Origin of the sequence: Kribbella sp. NBC_01510 (assembly GCF_045040325.1) — a bacterium.
In the GTDB taxonomy this organism is placed as follows: domain Bacteria; phylum Actinomycetota; class Actinomycetes; order Propionibacteriales; family Kribbellaceae; genus Kribbella.
The window spans coordinates 735,749-755,267 of the sequence record NZ_CP109418.1 but is presented as its reverse complement, the minus strand read 5'-3'; the positions used below and the strand labels follow the sequence as shown (position 1 = coordinate 755,267).

Genomic DNA, 19,519 nt, shown 5'->3' with positions numbered 1-19,519 from the left:
GTCTAGGCGAACTTCGGTGAGCGGCGCGCGCCTTCCCCACCTCAGACCGGGGCAGGCCTTCACCGGCCACGCATGATGAGCGGAGAATCGGAGGGAGCGGCGCCGGCGATCGGTGGGCTCGATCGGCTGCTGCTGGACGCCAAATTGGCGGTCCCGCGGCCTCGCCCGGGCTCGGTGAGTCGCGCCGGCCTCATTGCGACGGCCCGCGCGAGTCAATGCCGCGTGGTCGGCGTCACCGCGTCGGCGGGATACGGCAAGTCGACGTTGCTGGCTCAGTGGGCCCGTGCGGAGGATCGTCGCGTCGTCTGGGTGTCTCTTGACCGCTTCGACGATGATCCCGCGGTCCTGCTCTCCGTGCTGGCGACCGCTTACGCCCGGGTCTCGCCGACCGAGGCCGACCTGCTCGCCGACATGCGCAGCCCCGGCGTATCGCCTCTGGGCCGGGCAGCGCCGCGCCTCGCGTCGGTGTTGAGAACCAGCCCGGCACCGTTCGTGCTGCTGCTGGACGACCTGCACGAACTCCGGTCGTCGGCCTGTCACGACGTACTGGGCGTCGTGATCTCGGGGATCCCCAGAGGATCACAGTTGGTCGCCACGAGTCGTTCCGAGCAACCTCACCTGCCACGGCTGCGGACCTCCGCGGACGCGATCGACCTCGGCGCGAGGGAGCTGGCGCTGGACGCTGCGGGTGCCGAGCAGATCTTCGCTGCTGTCGATGTCGAGATCTCTCCCGAGCTGGCGGCCGCGGTGACGGAGCGGACCGAGGGCTGGCCGGCAGGCCTCTACCTCGCGGCCGCGATCGCGCGTGACAGCCCGGGGCAGGCGATGGCGGTGTCCGGTGAGGACCGGTATGTGGCCGACTACCTGTACCGCGAGTCGCTCAGTCAGCTGCCGGAGAGCACCCAGACGTTCCTGCGGCGTACGGCCGTACTCGATCAGCTCCACGCCCCGCTGTGCGACGCGCTGCTCGGACGAACGGGGAGTCAGCGGCAGTTGCGTGCGATCGAGGCCACCAACTCGTTCCTGGTACCCCTCGACCGGGGGCGATCGTGGTTCCGCTATCACGCCTTGTTCCGGGAGTTCCTTCTCGGTGAGCTGCGCAGGATCGAGCCCGAGGTCGTGATCAAGCTGCATCTGCGCGCCGCCGATTGGTTCGAGTCGCACGGATCCCAGGTGCTCGCACTCGAGCACTTGCTGAACACTTTCGAGCGAGATCGCTGTGTCCGGCTGGTGACAGAGCTCGTGCAGCCGATCTACAGCGCCGGCCAGATCTCGACAGTTGAGCGCTGGCTGTCCGCGCTGGGAGACGCGGCCATCTCGGCGTACCCACCGCTCGCAGTGCTCGCCGGCTGGATCACCTCGCTGACGGGCCGAACCACCGAAGCACAACGCTGGGCGGCCATCGTGGAGGCCGCTTCGTTCGATCTGGTGCCGGCGGACGGCACGGCGTCGTTCGACTCGGCGCGGGCCATGCTGCGGGCGGTCATGTGTGCCGCAGGCCCGGAGCAACTGATGGTCGACGCGAACTTCGCCGTCGCCCAGGAGCCGCCGTGGAGCCCGTGGCGCGACACCGCGCTGCTGCTGTCCGCTCACGCCCAGCTGCTCGCCGGCGGCGTCGACCAGGCATGCGCGCTGTTCGCGGACGCATCCGCCGCTGGGGCTGCACTCGGCAATACCGACACGATCATCGACGGCGAGTCGGAGCTGGCGCTGGTGGCGATGGATCGCGGGCAGTGGGCCACCGCGGCCGACCATGTCGAGAGGGCTCTCGCGGTCATCGACGAGCATCGGATGCAGGACTACGCCGCAAGCGTGATCGCGTTTGCCGAGGCAGCGCGACTCGCCGTGCACCGCGGAGACCTGATCGAGGCGGATCGACAGCTCACCCAGGCGATGCGGGCACGCCCGTCGTGCACGTTCGCGCTGCCGTTCCTCGCGGTGCGTGGACGGCTCCAGCTCGCGAAGGTGTACTGGATCACCGGTGACGCCACGACCGCTCGTCACCTGCTCCGTGAGATCGACGACATCCTGCTCCGTCGGCCGGCTCTGGGCGCACTGGTCGACGAGGTCTCTGACTTCCGCGGGATCGTCACCTCGAGCCCCCAGGCCGGGGCGGCCGGCGTATCACCGCTGACGCCGGCCGAACTGCGGCTGCTGCCCTACCTGCAAACGCACCTCACCATCGGCGAGATCGGCCAGCGGCTGTTCGTCACCCGCAACACCGTGAGCTCGGAGGTCGCCTCGATCTACCGAAAACTGGGCGTCTCGTCCCGCAACGCAGCAGTGCAACAGGCCACCGCGATCGGGTTGCTGGGAGCCTAGGCCTTGTCACCGACCGGTTGCTGTTCCAGCTCCTCGGTGGTGTCGTAACCCAACGCCAGCGCCAGTTTCGGTCCGGCGGCAACGGCACGCGGCAATCCGGTGACGGGGACGACGCTGAACAGGACGTCGACGATCTCCTCAGCCGTCGCTCCCGCGTTCACCGCGGCATCCGCCTGTGCGCCGAAGGACGGAACAGCCCCGCCGACTGCGACCAGCGCGGCCAAGCGCACCAACGCCCTCGTCCTCGGATCGAGAACGGGATCCAGCAGCGCGGCGACAGCCGTGTCCTCGCCGCCATCAACCAAGGATGCATCGTTGATGGCAAGACGCCGCAGCCGCTCGGTGTAGTCCAAGACCGCTCATCCTTCCGCGTCACGGGCCGGTCAGCTCACCGGAAGGCTTCTCTGGCAGGCATCGCGGCGACAGATCTGTTGGGAAGCTGTGCTCAAGCCATTGAACGGCAGACCAGACATCACCCGCATCACGCACATGATGTGAATCCCACCCGAACCCACGAATCGTGGGTTCCGGGCTCAGGGGTCCTCAGACCATGGCACGTAGGACGTCGATCTTCGCCCCAAGGCACCGTCCGCAGGCCGTCCTGAGGGATGATTTCACCAGACCTCGCCAGGTCACATGTTGACGAGCGGAACAGACGGCGCCGGCGGTCGCCCACCCACCAGTAGTTCGCCGAGGAGTTGTGGCTGCGGCTCAGCGGGCTCGGCGAGCGGCAGTCGTCGTCGAGGGGGTGGGCGGGTTGGTCGTTGATCCGTTTCCATTGGCGGTTGCAGTTGCGCTTAGCCCGGTTCCGGTCATCGCGACGTTGTTGATGCTCCTGGCACGGCGTTCGACGGACACCGGGCTGGGGTTCTTGCTTGGTTGGACAGCCGGAATCGCCGGAGTGACGACGGTGTTCACCCTTGCCACCTCGACATCCGGGGTCGAAGCACGCTCGGACACGTCTCCGTCGGCGACCGACTGGATTCTCTTGTGGTTGGGTCTGCTCCTACTGCTCCTGGGGATTCGCGGGTGGTTGCGGCGGGCGAGGTCGCCGGCTGTGACGACACGTCCCCGTTGGATGAATGCGCTCGACTCCTTGTCCCGGGTCAGGGCCGCGGGCTTGGGAGTGGTGCTCTCGGCGTTGAATCCGAAGAACCTGACGATCTGTGCGGTGGCCGGGACAATGATCGGCGGCACGTCAGGGAAGACTGTTGAGCAGGTTGCCGCGATCGCCGTCTTCACCGTCATCGGGACCAGCACCGTGGCCCTCCCCGTGCTCTCCTACCTGGTCGCGAGGGACCGACTCCGACCCTCGTTGGACGGTCTACGGGAGTGGCTGGAGCAGAACAGCAGGGCCGTGGTGAGCGCACTGTTCATGGTGATCGGTCTGGTGCTTCTCGCCCAGGCTCTCATCCGCCTCGCGGGCTGAGCGTCGGTGCATGCCCTTACTCCGTTTGGCCTAGTCCGGCCCGAGCCCTGCCTGCCGGACAGCGGTCACGGCGTGTCCGGGACGGCGAGGGCGAGCGCGATTACCCGTTGAGGACGAGGCGCCCAGGCGGTGCCGCCCGCAGGCTTGACGCACGCTCTCGAGAGTAGGGGGTCAACCATTCGATTGCCCGAGCCCACCAGCGGGCCGGGCCGCCACAGTTTCCCACTTCGAGGAGGAGAGGTCGATGACCACGACAAGAGAGAGGTCGATGACCGCGACGATCGAGCATCCGAGCGTCGACGATCGCCGGGCCCTGGGCAAGGACGCCGGCTACCGGACGCCTCCGTCCAGCCATGCGGGATGGGAGCCGGCGGCGCACCGCCCCGACCCGGTCGCCCTGCTGGAGGACCAGAACCTGACGCGTGAGCAGGACCTGGTGCCGGTGCGCCACGGCCGGATGATGGTGTCGCCGTTCACGTTCTACCGTGGCGCGGCCAAGATCATGGCCGCCGACCTGAAGGACACGCCGAGGGCCGGGTTGACCGTACAGCTGTGCGGCGACGCGCACCTGTCCAACTTCGGAGGGTTCGCTTCCCCCGAGCGCCGGCTGATGTTCGACGTCAACGACTTCGACGAGACGCTGCCCGGACCATTCGAGTACGACGTGAAGCGGATGGCGGCGAGCTTCACCATCGCAGCCCGCAACAACGGCTTCCGGAAGGCCGAGGTCCGGGATGTGACCACCGCATCGGTGGCGGCGTATCGCGAGGCGATGGTCGACTTCGCGCAGATGCGCACCCTGGACATTTGGTACGCGCACCTCGACGAAGCGGACATCCTCGCGTCCGCACGCTCGCAGGAGAAGGGCAAGAAGTCGAAGAAGGACGTCAAGCGCGCAAAGAAGACCTTCGGCAAGGCCCGGACCCGGGACAGCTTGCAGGCGTTGTCCAAGCTCGCCGAGCTGGTCGACGGGAAGTACCGGATTGTCAGCCAGCCGCCGATCGTGGTGCCGCTGCGCGACCTGGCCGCCACCGACTACGGGCTGGCGCCGGAGGCAGTGGGCAAGGCGCTCCATGACCAGTTCCGCGCCTACCGGCAAACCTTGCAGAACGACCGGCGTCAGCTGCTGGAGCGGTACGAGCTGGTCGATCTGGCCCGGAAGGTCGTCGGCGTCGGCAGTGTCGGAACCCGGGCGTTTATCGGACTGCTCCAGGGCAGGGACGGACAAGACCCGCTGTTCCTGCAGGTCAAGGAGGCCACTGCGTCGGTGCTCGAGGACCACCTGCCGAAGAGCCGCTTCAGGCAGGCCGGTGAACGGGTCGTGCAAGGGCAACGGATGATGCAGGCCGCCAGCGACATCTTCCTCGGCTGGACGAAGGGAGCGGATGTTTCACGCCACTTCTACTGGCGGCAGTTGCGCGACATGAAGGGCTCGGCAGACGTCGAGGCCATGTCACCGACGGGCCTCGCCTTCTACGCACAAACCTGCGGTTGGACGCTGGCCCGGGCACATGCACGATCCGGAGACCCGATCGCCATCAACGCGTACCTCGGCGACTCGGACGCGTTCGACCTGGCGATTACCGACTTCTCGCGGCGCTACGCCGACCAGAACGACCGTGACTACGACGAATTCGTGACCGCGATCCGGTCCGGCAAACTCCAGGCACTCGAAGGCGTCTGAGACGCGGAGGAGGTCAGCCGACGCTGACGCTATTACCCACTCAGGGTAATGCCAACCGAAGCGGCCGACACCATCGTGAAAAGGAGCAGCAGGCGCGGGTCACGGTCGAATGTGGCTCCGGCAGCCACACAAAGCAAGGGCGGCGAGGACATTGGCTGAAGTAGATCGCACCAGCCTTCCGATGAGGCGACCGACGTTCGCGGGAGTGGCCAACCGGACGTTGGCCGGCTCCCAGCCGGACTGGAACCTGATCGGGCATCCGACCGCACCCGACGACGCCCCGAATGTTCTGCTCGTGCTGATCGACGATGCCGGGTTCGGCAACCCGAGCACGTTCGGCGGCCCGATCCGGACGCCGAACTTCACGCGCATGGCCGACGGCGGTTTGCGCTACAACCGGATGCACGTCACGGCGCTGTGCTCGCCCACTCGGGCAGCCTTGCTGACCGGGCGGAACAACCACGCCGTCGGGTTCGGTTCCGTCGGTGAGTTCGCCGGCGGCTTTCCCGGTTACTCAGCCACGTTGCCTCGTGACTGCGCGCCGTTGCCCCGGATCCTGCGGGAGAACGGGTACAGCACGGCGGCGTTCGGCAAGTGGCACCTGACGCCCGACGGGCAACAAGGCCCGGCCGGGCCGCTCGACCGGTGGCCGAACGGTTGGGGATTCGACTATTTCTACGGGTTCCTCGGTGGCGGGGCCAGCCAGTATGACCCGTGCTTGGCGGAGAACCAGAAGATCATCGGTACGCCGCCCGAGTTCTACGACGAGGAGAATCCGTACTACTTCCCGGACGCCATGGCGGACAGGACCATCGAATGGCTGCACGCCGTCCGCGGTCAGGATGCTTCCAAGCCCTTCTTCGCTTATTTCTCGACGGGCTGCAGTCACGCTCCACACCATGTCGCGAAGGAGTGGGCCGACCGATACAAGGGCCAGTTCGACCAAGGCTGGGACCAGTTGCGCGAGCAGACCTTTGCGCGGCAGAAGGAACTCGGGGTCATTCCACCCGACGCCGAACTGACGCCCCGGGACCCGGCGTTCCCGGCGTGGGACGACGTACCGGACAAGTTGAAGCCGTTCTACGCCCGCCAGATGGAGGTGTACGCCGGCTACTCGGAGAACGCCGACCACAACGTCGGGCGGGTGATCGACGCGATCGACGAACTGGGCGAGCTCGACAACACGCTGATCATCTGGATCTGGGGTGACAACGGCGCCAGCATGGAAGGGACTGTCACCGGCTCGTTCAACGAGCTGACGATGCAGAACGGCATCCCGCTCACTGACGAGATGCAGCTGCAGCTGTCCGAGCGGTACGGCGGAGTCGACGCCTGGAGTACGTCGATGATGGCGCCGCACTACGCGGCGGCCTGGGCGTGGGCGGGAAATACGCCGTTCAAGTGGGGTAAGCAGGTCGGCTCACACCTGGGCGGGACGCGCAACCCCTTGGTGCTGCACTGGCCGGACCGCATCACCGATCGTGGCGGCATGCGCTCGCAGTTCGCTCACGTGATCGACATCGCACCGCTGGTTCTCGACGTGACGGGGATCCCGCTGCCGCGGACCGTTGACGGGATCGAGCAGGCGCCGATGCACGGGACCTCGTTCGCCGCGTCGATGACCGACGAGGCTGCGCCTGAGCATCGATCGCAGCAGTACTTCGAAACCATCGGCAACCGGGCGATGTACAAGGACGGCTGGTGGCTGGCGATGAAAACCGAGCGCATTCCGTGGGTGATCACTCCCGACGCGCTCAGGCCCTACGCCCCCGACGTGTGGGATCCGGACGCGGGGCCCACCGAGCTGTACTACTTGCCGGACGACTTCACCCAGGCGAAGGATCTGGCCGGTGAGCACCCGGACAAGGTGCGCGAGCTCAAGGAGCTGTTCTGGCAGGAGGCCGAGCAGTACAAGGTCCTGCCACTGCTCGCGACGCTGTCGACCTTCTTCGGGATGCTGCCACCGTTGCCGGAACAGACGACGTTCGAGTTCCGGGGCGACGTGCAGAACGTGATGTCCGGGATGATCCCGCGGATCTACAACCATTCCTACGCGATCCAGGCCGACCTGATCGTGCCCGAGGGTGGGGCCGAAGGTGTGATCGTCGCTGAAGCGGACCACCTCGGCGGCTTCACCCTTTATGTGAAGGACGGCAAGCTCACGCATACCTACTCGATGATGGGCGTGTCGGTTTTCAAACAGGTCGCTGACGAGGCAATGCCCACCGGCGAGGTGACGGTCCGCATGGAGTTCGAGGCCGACGGTGCACAGCCGGCGACCGGCGGCGATGTGACCTTGTTCGTCGACGGCCGACCGGTCGGCAAGGGACGGATGGATCACACCGTGCCGATCCGGTTCTCCGGCTATTCGGGCATGGATATCGGCAGAGACAACGGCGGCGTCGTCGACCTCAGTTACGAGAGCGAGAAGCCGTTCGCGTTCACCGGGACGGTCAAGAAGGTTGTGTTCGACATCAAACCGCATCTGTCCGCCGATGACGAGATGACCATCCACGCTTCTGAACAGCACGGACAGGCCGCGCACGGCCTGTCCGGGTGACGCACGGCACCGCAAGGAGGACTGCCATGGGGTTCGATGACGAGACCACCGATGTGCTCATCGGGGGGTACCTGTCGGTTGATGCAGCACAGGAGGATTACGAGGCGGCCCTGAACTGCGGCGAGCGCCTGTGGGGCGCCGTCGTGGTGAGCAAGGACCTCGAGGGCAACGTCACGGTCGAGCAGTCCGACCACATGGTCGAGGAGGGCGCCGCCGGGCTGGCCGCCGTGGGATTCGCAGTCGGTCTCTTCGCACCGCCGCTGCTGGCGGCGACCGCGATCGGAGCAGCCGTGGGCGCAGTCGGCGGAAAGCTCTTGCACAAGAAGTCGAGCAAACAGATCGAAGAGCAGGCCGGGGAGACGATTCCCATCGGCGGCGCCGGTCTGATCCTGGCATACCCGCACAAGGCTGCAGGGGTGGTCGAGCCCGCGGTGACGCGAGCGATCAAACACGTGGTAGGCGAGGCGGACGGTCATCACGTGAAGGCCCTCAAGAGCGCCCTGGCCGACGCCGAACGCAAGATGGCCGAAGCCGGCGGCTGATGCTTGGTCGAACAACGGGCGGACAACCGGCAACGCCGGACCGCACAGGCCACGGCGCCGATTGCGCGAGCGGCGCCGTGGGCCGCGGCTGCGCCGGCCGGCCGGGTGCGAAGCCCGACGTCAGCCTGTGATCTCGCGGCAGCGTAGGGAAATGATCTCGACGTTGAGACTGTCGAGCCGACGAGCGAGGTCTGCGACCCGGGGAGGCTCCGCGCTCACGATCAACAGCAGCGTTGTTGCGGGGCGGGCCGTAGTCAGGGCCCCATCGGGGAGCGCCGAGGTCGTGAGTGGTCCGATCCGACCGGTGACCAGGGCCTCGCAGATCATGTCGACCGCACGGGTCGAGGTCCCGGCGACAATGCCTGGATCTCCGTCTCGCGGCCTTCGTCGGTGTCGGCCACCTGACGCAGCGCGACGACCTTGAGGCCGAGAGCGTGGAGCAGGTCCAGCAGCCCCACCAGCGCGGACTGGTCAGGAGTCCTTGCCCGGATCAGTGTGGTGACCGGCACAGTCGTCGTGAAGACCTTCCCGACCTCGGCGTCGAGTTCGGACAGGACGCTGGGACTGAGTTGGCCGACGATCTGGACCTCGTAGACCCAACTGGTCATTGCTGCCACCTCGGCGTCGGAGACTCTTGACATCCAGCGTCGCCGCGCCACCGCGCCAAGCGCATTATCCGCAGTGGGTAGTCGGCCGCTGCGAAATGATCCGGGCCGCAGCGGGTCCTGTGGGCGATTTTCGCTTAGGCTGAGACCGAATGGAGCCGCTGGGGGATGGCCCAGAGGTGGGGGCTGAAGTGGATACTTCGGAGGTCGGAGAACTGACGGGGGAGATGCCCACTCCTGCGAGCGCCGAGGGCACAGTACGAGAGTCGTCCGGCGTCGGGTCAGCTCAAGGCGAAGGTACGCCGCTGCCCGCGGCGAGTTTGCTGACCAGCAAGCTGACTGCACCCCAGCTCCCGTCTGGGCTGGTGGTCCGTTCGCGGCTCGTGGACCGGCTGGAGGCGGGGGCCTCCGGACGGATGACGTTGGTGAGTGCGGGAGCTGGCTGGGGCAAGACCATCCTCGTCGCCGGCTGGGCCACGCAGCGATCTGCGGCGCTGCCCGTGGCCTGGTTGTCGTTGGACTCATTCGACAACGACCCTGTCCTCTTCTGGTCCTACCTGGCGGCCGCGGCTCACCGCAGCGGCGTGGCCCCGGGCGGAGCGCTCGGATCGCTGATGATCAGACCGCCGGTTGGCCAAGAGGTCGTACGAAGGATCATCTTCGAGTTGTCACAGCTGCGACGTCCGCTGACCCTCGTTCTCGACGACTTCGGCGAGATCCACAATCCGGAAATCCTGAACGGGATCACCGAGATGCTTCGCCACCCCCTGCCACTCCACCTGGTGATCGTGACCCGATCTGACCCGAATCTGCACCTCCACCGGCTCCGCGTCGACGGCGCGCTCGCGGAGGTACGCGCGGAGGACCTGGCCTTCACCGAGGCGGAGTCCCACGAGCTCTTGGTGCGATCAGGGGTTGACCTGCCGGCTGCGCTGAGCAGTCGAATCCTGGATCGAACCGATGGATGGGCCGCCGGGCTCCGGCTGGCGGCGATGTTCGCGGCCACCAGAGCAGAGGTCGACCGCATCGAGGAGTTCACCGGGAACGACGCGGGCGTCGCCGAGTATCTGTTCGACGAAGTCCTCGCGGCCTTGCCCGCGGAGCGCCGCCGCTTCTTGCTGCGGACGAGCGCCGCGGACCGCATGTGCGCCGACTTGGCCGATCTGCTGACCGATCGCAGTGGGAGTCAGAGGGAGTTGGAGAGCTTGGTGCGGTCCAACGCCTTCGTGGTGGCCCTCGGAACAGACCGCCGCTGGTTCCGATACCACCCGCTCCTGGTCGACTTGCTCCGTCACCGGCTGCTCTTGGACGACCCGGACCTCGTGCCTGAACTGCACCGGCGGGCGGCGCGGTGGTTCGCCGGCCACGGAGAGGCGATCGAAGCGGTCCGCCACGCGGTTCGGGCGCAGGACTGGCAACTCGTCGGCGAACTGATGGTCGATGGCGCCGCGATGCGTGCCCTGTCGGCGGAGCGGCAGGCGTTCGGAGCACTCCTGGCGGAGATTCCCGCCGCAGAGTTGCACTCCAGCGCAGAGTTGAGGGCAAGCGCGGCGATCGCCTGCTTCATCGCCCGTGACTATGCGGGATTCAGCAACCATATCGCGCACGCACGAGGCTTGTTGAGCGAACGCGACGAGGCGTCCCGGAGATCGCTCGAGCTGTTCCTCGGCGTAGCCGACCTCGTGCTGAGCCGTGTGCAGGGCAGCGTGCCCGACTTGATCGTGGCTGCCAGGCAGCTGCTGCGGCGGCTGTCCGACCCCGAGGTGGCGCGACTGCCGGCCGCGTCCACGTACGAGGCTCCGGCGTTGAGCAATCTAGGGGTGGGGCTCGTCTGGTCAGCCCATACCGACGAGGCCGAGCAGCCGCTGCGCGAGTCGATGGGCGTCGCCACCACCACAAGAATCGACCTCACGGTGGTGAACAGCCTTGGCTACTTGGCACTGATCGAGTGGGAGCGGGGCCACCTGCAGGCCGCGCATGACCTGGCGGCCCGGGCGCTGGAGATCATCGAGCAGCGGGGTTGGACCGAGCATGCCCAGGCCATTGTGGTCTACCTGGTCCTGGCCCGGATCGAGTTGGAGCGAAACCACCGCGAGATCGCCCAGATGTTCATCGACGCCGCCCTGGCCGCCGAGCGCAACGACCCGGACCGCACCCCCTATCCGGCGCTGCGCGCGACCCAGGCGCGGCTGTGGCTCGCGGCGGGGGAAGTCAATCGGGCCGAGGACCTGATGGTCGTCCTGGGCTCTGAGCTGGAAGATCGTGCGATGGCGCCGCTCCTCCGTCGATGGGTCACAGTCGTCCAAGCCGAGATCGATCTGGCTCGTGGACGTCACGACGCCGCCGTGAATCGGTTACGTTCACTGCTCGCCGCGCCAACTGCAGGCGACGATGCGATGACCAGCGCACCTGGTGGCACCGCGGGTCTCGACGAGGTCAGACTGTGCCTGGCGCGGGCCGAGCAGGTTCTCGGCAATCTGACAGTGGCGGAGGACATCTTGTCGCCGCTGCGCGAGCAATGCCCGAGTGCGGTGATAAAGGCCCGGGCTTGGCTCGTGACCGCGCTGGTGGCCGACAGTCAGCGGGAGGACCATCGAGCCCTTGCTGCTGTGGACCAGGCGCTGTCCATTGCCGAATCAGAGGACATTCGCCGGCCATTCGTCGCCCTCGGCAACGGGCGCCCCGAGGCACTGCTGAGGCATCGGCTACGACTCTGGGACGGTGCGGATCCGGCTGCCCGGCGATTCGTTGACGCCCTTCTCGAGGACATCGGCTCGGCCGACCGCATCGCTGTCGAACCCACGCCTCTTGACGAGCCCCTCACAGATCGCGAATACGTTGTCCTCAGCCATCTGGCGACGCTCGAAACCAACGACGAGATCGCCACAGAACTCTTCGTATCCGTCAACACCGTGAAGGCACATGCCCGGGGCGTGTACCGCAAGCTCGCAGTCCACAGTCGCCGCGAGGCGGTCCGCCGGGCGCGTGAGCTCGGACTGATTTGAGCTCCCTTCGCCACAACCCTCAGCGCACCCTCGGCGGCCTCCCACCAGGCCCCAAGAGCAACAAGCCCCGAACCCAATGAGGGTTCGGAGCCATGCCGATGCCTTGAGACATCACACAGCGCCCCGGCAGTGTTGCCCCCGGCAGGATTCGAACCTGCGACGCACGGGTTTAGGAAACCGACGCACCCCACCGATTTACGCCCCTCCAGGTGTATCTAGCCCACACCAGTTCGGCTGGCCTCGACTCCAGTCGACCCTGATCGACGCCTCTTTGTTCCCACGGTGTTCCCCCGCTGACCTGATGAGCGCGGCGACGCGACGCACAGCCGCAGCGGGGCGGAGGCGTGGGCGTCCTACTGGATTTCGAGGTCGGCCGCGACCCGCCTGGGCCCGCTGTTCTGTGACGTACTGGCGCAGAGTACTTGTATCTAGCCTCGATCTTTCATGGGGCTCCGGCGTGTCGGTGAGGGTCGGTGTTTTGGGTTGTTGGTCGGGTTGGTGGGTTGCGTTGGGCCCGGCTGTCGCGTCGGGTGGGCGGGTTCCGAGGTCCTTGGTCGCAGGGGTGGTTGTTGCGGTTAGGTGGCTGGCCAGGGGGCGGTGCGGAGGCGTTGGAACGCGGTGGTGAGTGCGGTGGCCCAGGGCCAGTCGGTGTCGAGTCGCAGATGGCGGCCGCGGGCGGTGCGGGCGAGGATTCCGGCGACGTGCAGTGCCTGGTAGCGGTAGGTGGCTGGTTCGGTGCGGGCGAGGGTGCCGGTGAAGCACAGGGCTTGTGACCAGCAGAGTAGGTCGGCGGCGGTGAGGGCGAGTTCGAGCCAGCAGGCGTTCGCGGCGTAGGCGTAGAAGGGCAGGTTGCGCAGGCCGGTGTCCTTGCCGGTGCGGATCCGGTCTTCGACGCGGGCGTGGGTGCGGTGCTGCTGCTCGAGGTCGGCGAGTTGGCCGCCTTGGGTGTCGGTGAGGAACGCGGTGAACCGGTGCCCGTCGATGTCTGTGAACGTCAACTGTGCTCCGGGATGAGGGCGTTCCTTGCGGACGATGACCCGGCACCCTTCTGGCCAGTTGGTGAGGTTGAGCAGGCCGGTGAGTTCGGCGACCCAGGCGCCCCGGCGGGGTTCGCCGTCGGCGTTGTAGGCCTCAGTCCAGGCGTGTTTCGGGGCGGCCAGGATCGCTTCTTGCAGGTTCTCGTCGACCGCGAAGCCCAGCGAAAATCCGATCCCGTGTTGACGCAGCGCGGCGGCGAACAGGTGGGTGGCGCCGGCGGCATCGGCACTGGCCATCACCTTGGGCCCATCGATCTCACCGGGTCGAGGCCGGGAGTTCGCGGGCAGCGCAGCGATCGCCAGGTCCAGCACTGCGACATGATCGGCAGCGGTATTACTTCCGGCATTGCCTGGGCGCAGCAGCCCGGCCAGCGCCTCACCACCCGAGATGTCCGGGCGGTCCAGGTAACACAGCAACGGGTGGAACCCGAACCCCTTCTTCCACGTCGGTGCAGCGTTCTCCTTGTCGGAGTGCGCGGTCAGCAGGGTCGCATCGAAGTGCAGCCACAGCTGTTCGGACAGGTCCGGGCCGGCACCGGCCGCCCAGGCCCGCTCCCGGGCTGTCGCTCGCGCGGCCCGCAACCCCTCCAGCCGGGCAGCATCAACCTTGTCGACCACTCGCCACGCGGTCGGGTCGGAAGCGACCAGCCCGAACAAGCGCGGCTGGTCCCGCAGCGTCCGCAGATGCCGCAACGCGTCACCGCCATCGGCGATCGTGACCGCCAAGTCCACCAGCACCTGGCCCGGCGCATGCAGCGGCGGCAACCGGTAGGTGTCCAGCAGCGCCGCGGTCCAGCCCTTGACCAGCCCGGTCTGAGCGGCCAGCTCCCGCAGCAGCGCCGTCCCGGCATGCGACACGATCCCCTTACCATCCGCCGACACCTTGAACCGGGCCGTTGTCTTGCTACTCTTCACCTGAAAGTGCCTTCCTGCACGGGCCTATTGGACTCTCGACAAGCCCAATTTTCCCTTACAGACAAGGCACTTTCGCCTTTCAGTTCACGTGTCGCACCACTTTCCGTGAAACGCGGAGGCTAACCAGTCCCATGCCCCGTGCCTTTCATTCCCGGGTCGCGTCCTGGACCTGCCCGAAGCTAAGCCTCGTGTGGACAGGGCGGGTGACTGTTGGCCTTGCGCGACGGATTCACGCTGCACCGCAGTGGAGGCGCAGCGCGTCGATCTGGGTGGGGGTACCGAACACGATCAGGATGGTCTGGGGCTCGAGCCGAGTATCGGGAGTCGGGTTGGGCAGGAACATGCCGGTGCTGCTGGGCCGGACGGCGAGCAGTAGGGCTCCAGTGGTCTCCAACAGGGCTGCGTCGCGTAAAGAGCGGCCGGCTAGCCGCGACGCGGAGGGAATCTCAACCTCCTCGATCCGGAAATCGAGGGCCTCATCGTGCATGACCACGTCGAGGAATTCTGCGACGTGCGGCTGCTGTGCAAAGGCCGCCATTCGCCGACCGCCGATCAGTTGCGGGTTGACGGCCCGATTGGCGCCCGCGCGGACGAGCTTAGCCTTGGAGGCCTCGGTGCGGGCACGAGCGATGATGACCAACTCAGGCCGCATGGCGCGGCTGGACAGCGTGACGTAAACGTTGTCGGCGTCGGTGTCGACTGCTGCGATGAGCGCGCGGGCGCGGGCGATACCGGCGGCCGCGAGAACGTCGTCATCTGTGACGTCGCCGAGCACAGTCGCGTACTCAAGCCGTTCCAGTCGCTCAGGGTTGCGATCGATGACGACGATTTGCTGTCCAGTCGCGGCGAGGTAGTGTGCGCTCGCGCGTCCGACGCGGCCCCACCCGCAGATTATGAAGTGGTCGGTCATTCGGCTGATGTCACGGTCCATTCGACGCCTTTCCAGGTGCTCGTGCAGGTGTCCTTCGATGAGGGCCTCGAGCAGGACGCCCAACGTGTACAGCGCGGTTCCGACTCCCGCCAGGATGAGCACAATCGTGAACAGCTTGCCGGCCGCGTTGAACGCATGTACCTCGCGGAAACCAACGGTCGTTACTGTGGTGACTGTCTGGTACAACGCATCGAGGACGCCGAACCCGAGGATGACGTACCCGAGTGTGCCAGCGCCGACCACGACCCCAAGGGCGAGCAGCGCGAGGCGGATCCGTCGAAATGTCCCCACGAGTCGGATTATCCCTTCGTGCCGGAGTCCAGCCTCGATCTCTTCGGCTGCAAGCAGGGACCGACACCGGCCGCCACCAAAGGGGACTGCGTTTCCACCGTTTCGGGGACCTACGGCCGGTCCGCCGACAGGAGGATCGCGGTATATCTGAGAGATGAGCAGGGACGACAGCAGCAACCGATGGTTCGAGCCGGCGCTCTTCCAGCACCTGCCGCCCGAGGAGTGCCGAGAGCTCCTAGCCGCCAAGTCCGTGGGACGGGTGGGCTTCAACGGCCCGGAAGGTGTTCAGGTGCTGCCCGTCAACTACGTCGTCCACCGGCGCAGCATCTTCTTTCGGACGGCAGCCGACGGCGCACTGGCCAACGCGATGCGCCACAGCCGGGTCGCCTTCGAGATCGACGACATCGACGAGTTCCTGCAGCGCGGGTGGAGCGTCGTGGCCATCGGCGACGCAGAGCTCGTCGACGACCAGGACACCCTCGTGGAGCTATGGGGAGAACAGGGGCCCAAGCCATGGGCGGTCGGCCTGCGCACCCAGTTCGTGCGGATCACACCGATCCGTCTGACCGGCCGCCGCGTCCTCCAGCAATAGCCCACAATCACTCGGCGGCAAGAACCGATGTTCCGTGAGCCCGCGTCCGCGAGCAGCTGCCGGCGCCGGGGCGCGAACGCGTTTCCCTACCAACGGCTGGTGTTGCGGCCGCCCACTCCCTGCTGTCGGTGGTGCGGTTGTCATTGCAGAGCCGTTCCCGCCGAACTGTGGGGCAGGCTGTTCGCCAAGCGCCGCAGGGTGTCGGTCCTACGGTGTGTCGGGTGGGCAGGCGGTGTCGACGAGAACCCGGGCGGCGGCCTTCGCGGCGTCCGGGGTGGCGGGGTCGGCGTCGAGGACGCCGCCCGAGAGCCCGCCGTCGATCAGCAGGGTCAGCTGCCGGGCGAGGAGGTCGGGGTCGGCTGCACCGGCTCGGCGGGCCAGGTCAGTGACCCAGGCGCGGACGACGTTCTTGTGCTCGACGGTGCGCGCGTGCACGTCGGTGCCGGCCTCGGACTCTGCCGCGGCGTTGATGAACGCGCAACCGTGGTAGCCCTCGCGCCGGCAGGCCGAGCTCAGGCCGTCGAACATCCCGACCAGCTGGTCGCGCGGGGCCTCGCCAGCGGTCCGGGCCGCGGCGCGAAGCTGGCCGAACCAGGCCTGGTCGATCTTGTCGAGGTAGGCCAGCACGAGGTCGTCCTTGCGCGGGAAGTGCTTGTACAGGGTGGCCTTGGCCGCGCCGGACTCGGCGATCACTGTGTCTACCCCGACGCCGCGCGGGCCGTGCGCGTAGAACAGCCGGAACGCGGTGTCCAGGATGCGCTCGCGCGCCGGCTTCGCATTCATTGCCCCGCTCATGTGGTGCACCTTTCGACGTGATCCTGAGCCCATAGTATAGACAGATCCGTCTCCTCATGACTCCCCATCCATAGATCGACCGATCTCAATGGCCCTCAAATAGGGAGATCTAGTCGCGACTTGCAGGTAGACAGCTCTGTCTGTTAGCTTTCGCTGCAACGATCGATACGCAGGGAGTACCAATCATGAGAATCGCAGTTCTGGGCACCGGGATGGTCGGCCGTGCCTTCGCGGCACGGCTGACCGAGCTGGGGCACGAGGTCACCCTCGGCACCCGTGACGTGGCCGCCACGATGGCGCGCACCGATACAGACGCGATGGGCAACTCGCCGTTCCCGGAGTGGGCGGCCGAGCACACCGCGGTCACGCTGGCCACCTTCGCCGACGCCGCGGCACCAGCCGAGCTCGTCGTGAACGCCACCACGGGATCCGCGTCGATCGCCGTACTGGAGGCCGCCGACGCCGCCGGCCTGGCCGGAAAGATCGTCCTCGACATCGCGAACCCGCTCGACCACTCGGCCGGCATGCCGCCGACCCTGTTCGTGAAGGACACCGACTCCCTCGGTGAGCAGATCCAGCGCACCTTCCCTGACGCCAGGGTGGTCAAGGCGCTCAACACCATGAACGCCTACCTGATGGTCGATCCGCGGCAGCTCGCCGATGCCGACTTCTCGACCTTCGTCTCCGGCAACGACCCAGACGCCAAGAAGACCGTCACCGTGCTGCTGGAGTCCTTCGGTCACACCGACGTGATCGACCTGGGCGACATCACCACGGCCCGCGGCACCGAGATGATCCTGCCGATCTGGCTGCGCCTGTGGGGCGCGCTGGGTACGCCGATGTTCAACTTCAAGATCGTCCGCTGAACAGCTCGGGAGACGGCGATGGCTGACCAGGCATCCCGGCCGATGGCCGGCAAGACGGTACTGGTGACAGGCGGCACCGGCGGTATCGGCGAGGCCACAGCCGCCGGCCTCGCCGCTCTGGGCGCCCGAGTCGGGATCACCGGCCGGGACCGCGGTCGGGCCGAGGCGGCCGCGGCACAGATCACCGATCAGACCGGCAACCCCGCCGTGATGTGTTCGTCGCGGACCTGTCGGCCCAGGCCGAGGTACGCCGGCTGGCGGCCGAGGTCCTCGCGTCGTACCCGAGACTGGACGTGCTGATCAACAACGTCGGCAAGATCTGGGCCAACCGGCACGTCACGCCCGACGGGCTGGAGCACACCTTCGCCCTGAACCATCTGGCGCCGTTCCTGCTGACCAACCTGCTGTTGCAACGGCTCCAGGCCAGCGCACCCGCGCGGGTGGTCACGGTCTCGTCCGGCGCCCAGTCGATGGGCCGGATCGACTTCGACGACCTGCAGAGCGAGCGCCGGTACTCGGGGCAGCGTGCGTACAACGCCTCGAAGCTGGCCAACGTCATGTTCACCTACGAGCTGGCCCGCCGGCTGGAGGGCACCGGGGTTACCGCGACCGTGCTGCACCCCGGCGTGGTGCGGACGTCGTTCGGTGCCGAAGATCCGTCGCCGTTGTACAGAGTGCTGTTGCCGCTGGCGCGCTTGTTCATGAAGACCCCGGAGCAGGGCGCGGCCACCTCCGTCTACCTGGCGTCATCGCCGGAGGCGGAGGGCGTCACCGGCCGGTACTTCGCCAACCGCAGACCCAAGCGATCCAGCAAGGCGTCGTCCGACGCGCAGGCCGCGGCCCAGCTGTGGCACGTCAGCGCTGACCTCGTCGGCCCCGGCGGCACCAGGTCACAACAACAGGACGGAAGAGGCGAGCGCGGATGAAGCTCGGCGTACATGTGGTCAGCTTCGACGTCGACGTCGACGGCGGGGCCGCGGCGATCGGCCCGACGCTGGCACGGGTCGGACGGGCCGCCGAGGACGCGGGCGTCTACAACCTGTCGGTGATGGACCACTACCTGCAGCTGGACATGGCCGGCGGCGCCGGGCGGCCGATGATGGAGGGCTACACGACCCTCGGCTTCCTGGCCGCCCACACCAGCACCGTCGAGCTACAACTACTTGTAACCGGCGTCACCTACCGGTATCCGGGTCTGCTCGCCAAGATCGTCTCGACCCTGGACGTGCTGTCAGGCGGCCGCGCCCTGCTCGGGATCGGCGCAGCGTGGTACGAGCGTGAGCACGCCGCTCTCGGCGTGCCGTTCCCGCCGCTCAGGGAACGGTTCGAACGGCTCGAGGAGACGCTGCAGATCGTGCACCAGATGTGGAGCGAGGACAACGGCCCCTATCACGGCCTGCACTACCGGCTCGCCGAGACCATCAACTCGCCCCAGCCGCTGCGCGTACCCCGTCCCCCGATCATGATCGGGGGGGTGGGGAGAAGAAGACCCTGCGGCTGGTCGCGCAGTACGCCGACGCCTGCAACCTGTTCGCCGGCCGCCCGGGCGCCGGGCCGGCCGAGGTCGGCGCGAAGCTCGAGGTCCTGCAAACGCACTGTGCGCGGCTTGGCACCGATTTCGGCCATATCCGCAAGTCGATCCTGTGGACCGGTCCGCTGGAGGTCACAGCCGCCGGCGGTGCGGTGTTCGCCGAGGCACTCCGCCCGTACGCCGAAGTCGGCGTCGACGAGGTTCACGTGATGCCGTTCACCGGCGATCCCGTTGCCTTCGTGAACGGTCTCGGCGAGCACATCGTCGGCCGGCTCGAGGACGTGCTGTGACTGAGCTGTCAGGACCTTCAGCGCCTCCGGCAGTGTCCCCCCGGCAGGATTCGAACCTGCGACGCACGGTTTAGGAACCGACGCGCCACACCGACATACGCCCACCAAGTGTGTCTGGCCCAGA

At 67.2% G+C, this 19,519-nt stretch carries 17 protein-coding genes; 12 read left to right on the top strand and 5 right to left on the bottom strand.

Translation table 11 applies throughout. The features are described from left to right. Positions 1 to 72 precede the first annotated feature (72 nt). The gene (locus tag OG558_RS03755) at positions 73 to 2,322 is read left to right on the top strand and encodes a LuxR C-terminal-related transcriptional regulator (RefSeq protein WP_405068962.1); all 2,250 of its coding nucleotides are present in this window, start codon (positions 73 to 75) and stop codon (positions 2,320 to 2,322) included. On the opposite strand, the gene OG558_RS03750 is transcribed toward OG558_RS03755, so the two are convergent. Continuing rightward, positions 2,319 to 2,675, bottom strand: a complete 357-nt coding sequence (locus OG558_RS03750) for a carboxymuconolactone decarboxylase family protein (RefSeq protein ID WP_405068961.1) — start codon at positions 2,673 to 2,675, stop codon at positions 2,319 to 2,321. The genes OG558_RS03755 and OG558_RS03750 overlap by 4 nt on opposite strands. Positions 2,676 to 3,151: 476 nt before the next feature. Between OG558_RS03750 and OG558_RS03745 the strand changes: the two genes are divergently transcribed. The 4 genes from OG558_RS03745 (at position 3,152) to OG558_RS03730 (ending at position 8,537) form a co-directional block, all read left to right on the top strand. Continuing rightward, positions 3,152 to 3,751 (top strand): GAP family protein, encoded by a 600-nt coding sequence (locus tag OG558_RS03745; RefSeq protein ID WP_405068960.1) that lies wholly within the window; start codon positions 3,152 to 3,154, stop codon positions 3,749 to 3,751. A 244-nt stretch (positions 3,752 to 3,995) separates the two neighbouring features. After that, positions 3,996 to 5,435, top strand: coding sequence for a DUF2252 domain-containing protein (locus OG558_RS03740; RefSeq protein ID WP_405068959.1), 1,440 nt, complete (start codon positions 3,996 to 3,998; stop codon positions 5,433 to 5,435). Positions 5,436 to 5,616: 181 nt separating this feature from the next. Then, positions 5,617 to 7,995, top strand: a complete 2,379-nt coding sequence (locus tag OG558_RS03735) for an arylsulfatase (protein WP_405068957.1) — start codon at positions 5,617 to 5,619, stop codon at positions 7,993 to 7,995. Positions 7,996 to 8,021: 26 nt separating this feature from the next. Further along, positions 8,022 to 8,537, top strand: coding sequence for a DUF1269 domain-containing protein (locus OG558_RS03730; protein WP_405068956.1), 516 nt, complete (start codon positions 8,022 to 8,024; stop codon positions 8,535 to 8,537). A 323-nt stretch (positions 8,538 to 8,860) separates the two neighbouring features. On the opposite strand, the gene OG558_RS03725 is transcribed toward OG558_RS03730, so the two are convergent. Beyond that, entirely contained in the window at positions 8,861 to 9,145 is a 285-nt protein-coding gene (locus OG558_RS03725; RefSeq protein ID WP_405068955.1) for a hypothetical protein, read from the bottom strand. 188 nt (positions 9,146 to 9,333) lie between these two features. Here OG558_RS03725 and OG558_RS03720 point away from each other — a divergent pair, with 188 nt between their 5' ends. Continuing rightward, positions 9,334 to 12,147, top strand: a complete 2,814-nt coding sequence (locus OG558_RS03720; protein WP_405068954.1) for a LuxR C-terminal-related transcriptional regulator — start codon at positions 9,334 to 9,336, stop codon at positions 12,145 to 12,147. A 575-nt stretch (positions 12,148 to 12,722) separates the two neighbouring features. Here OG558_RS03720 and OG558_RS03715 read toward each other — a convergent pair. Together OG558_RS03715 and OG558_RS03710 are read right to left on the bottom strand one after the other, a co-directional pair. Beyond that, the gene (locus OG558_RS03715) at positions 12,723 to 14,099 is read right to left on the bottom strand and encodes an IS1380 family transposase (RefSeq protein ID WP_405068953.1); all 1,377 of its coding nucleotides are present in this window, start codon (positions 14,097 to 14,099) and stop codon (positions 12,723 to 12,725) included. Positions 14,100 to 14,328: 229 nt separating this feature from the next. Beyond that, a complete protein-coding gene (locus tag OG558_RS03710; protein ID WP_405068952.1) occupies positions 14,329 to 15,321 on the bottom strand; it encodes a potassium channel family protein in 993 nt (330 codons plus the stop codon). A gap of 154 nt (positions 15,322 to 15,475) precedes the next feature. Between OG558_RS03710 and OG558_RS03705 the strand changes: the two genes are divergently transcribed. Further along, positions 15,476 to 15,913, top strand: a complete 438-nt coding sequence (locus OG558_RS03705) for a pyridoxamine 5'-phosphate oxidase family protein (RefSeq protein ID WP_405068951.1) — start codon at positions 15,476 to 15,478, stop codon at positions 15,911 to 15,913. Between the two features lie 207 nt (positions 15,914 to 16,120). Here the strand turns inward: OG558_RS03705 and OG558_RS03700 are convergent, their stop codons facing one another. Beyond that, a complete protein-coding gene (locus OG558_RS03700; RefSeq protein WP_405068950.1) occupies positions 16,121 to 16,708 on the bottom strand; it encodes a TetR/AcrR family transcriptional regulator in 588 nt (195 codons plus the stop codon). A 185-nt stretch (positions 16,709 to 16,893) separates the two neighbouring features. Here OG558_RS03700 and OG558_RS03695 point away from each other — a divergent pair, with 185 nt between their 5' ends. From OG558_RS03695 to OG558_RS03675, 5 genes are read left to right on the top strand one after another with little or no spacing between them, the layout of a single operon-like run. Beyond that, a complete protein-coding gene (locus OG558_RS03695) occupies positions 16,894 to 17,574 on the top strand; it encodes an NADPH-dependent F420 reductase (protein ID WP_405068949.1) in 681 nt (226 codons plus the stop codon). Positions 17,575 to 17,592: 18 nt separating this feature from the next. Then, positions 17,593 to 17,874 (top strand): SDR family NAD(P)-dependent oxidoreductase, encoded by a 282-nt coding sequence (locus OG558_RS03690; protein ID WP_405068948.1) that lies wholly within the window; start codon positions 17,593 to 17,595, stop codon positions 17,872 to 17,874. Next, positions 17,787 to 18,500, top strand: coding sequence for an SDR family NAD(P)-dependent oxidoreductase (locus tag OG558_RS03685; RefSeq protein ID WP_405068947.1), 714 nt, complete (start codon positions 17,787 to 17,789; stop codon positions 18,498 to 18,500). Before OG558_RS03690 ends, OG558_RS03685 begins: the two co-directional genes overlap by 88 nt. Continuing rightward, positions 18,497 to 19,315 (top strand): TIGR03560 family F420-dependent LLM class oxidoreductase, encoded by an 819-nt coding sequence (locus tag OG558_RS03680; RefSeq protein WP_405068946.1) that lies wholly within the window; start codon positions 18,497 to 18,499, stop codon positions 19,313 to 19,315. The genes OG558_RS03685 and OG558_RS03680 overlap by 4 nt, the downstream gene beginning before the upstream one ends. Next, positions 19,258 to 19,395, top strand: a complete 138-nt coding sequence (locus OG558_RS03675; protein ID WP_405068945.1) for a hypothetical protein — start codon at positions 19,258 to 19,260, stop codon at positions 19,393 to 19,395. The genes OG558_RS03680 and OG558_RS03675 overlap by 58 nt, the downstream gene beginning before the upstream one ends. The last annotated feature ends 124 nt before the right edge of the window (positions 19,396 to 19,519 follow it).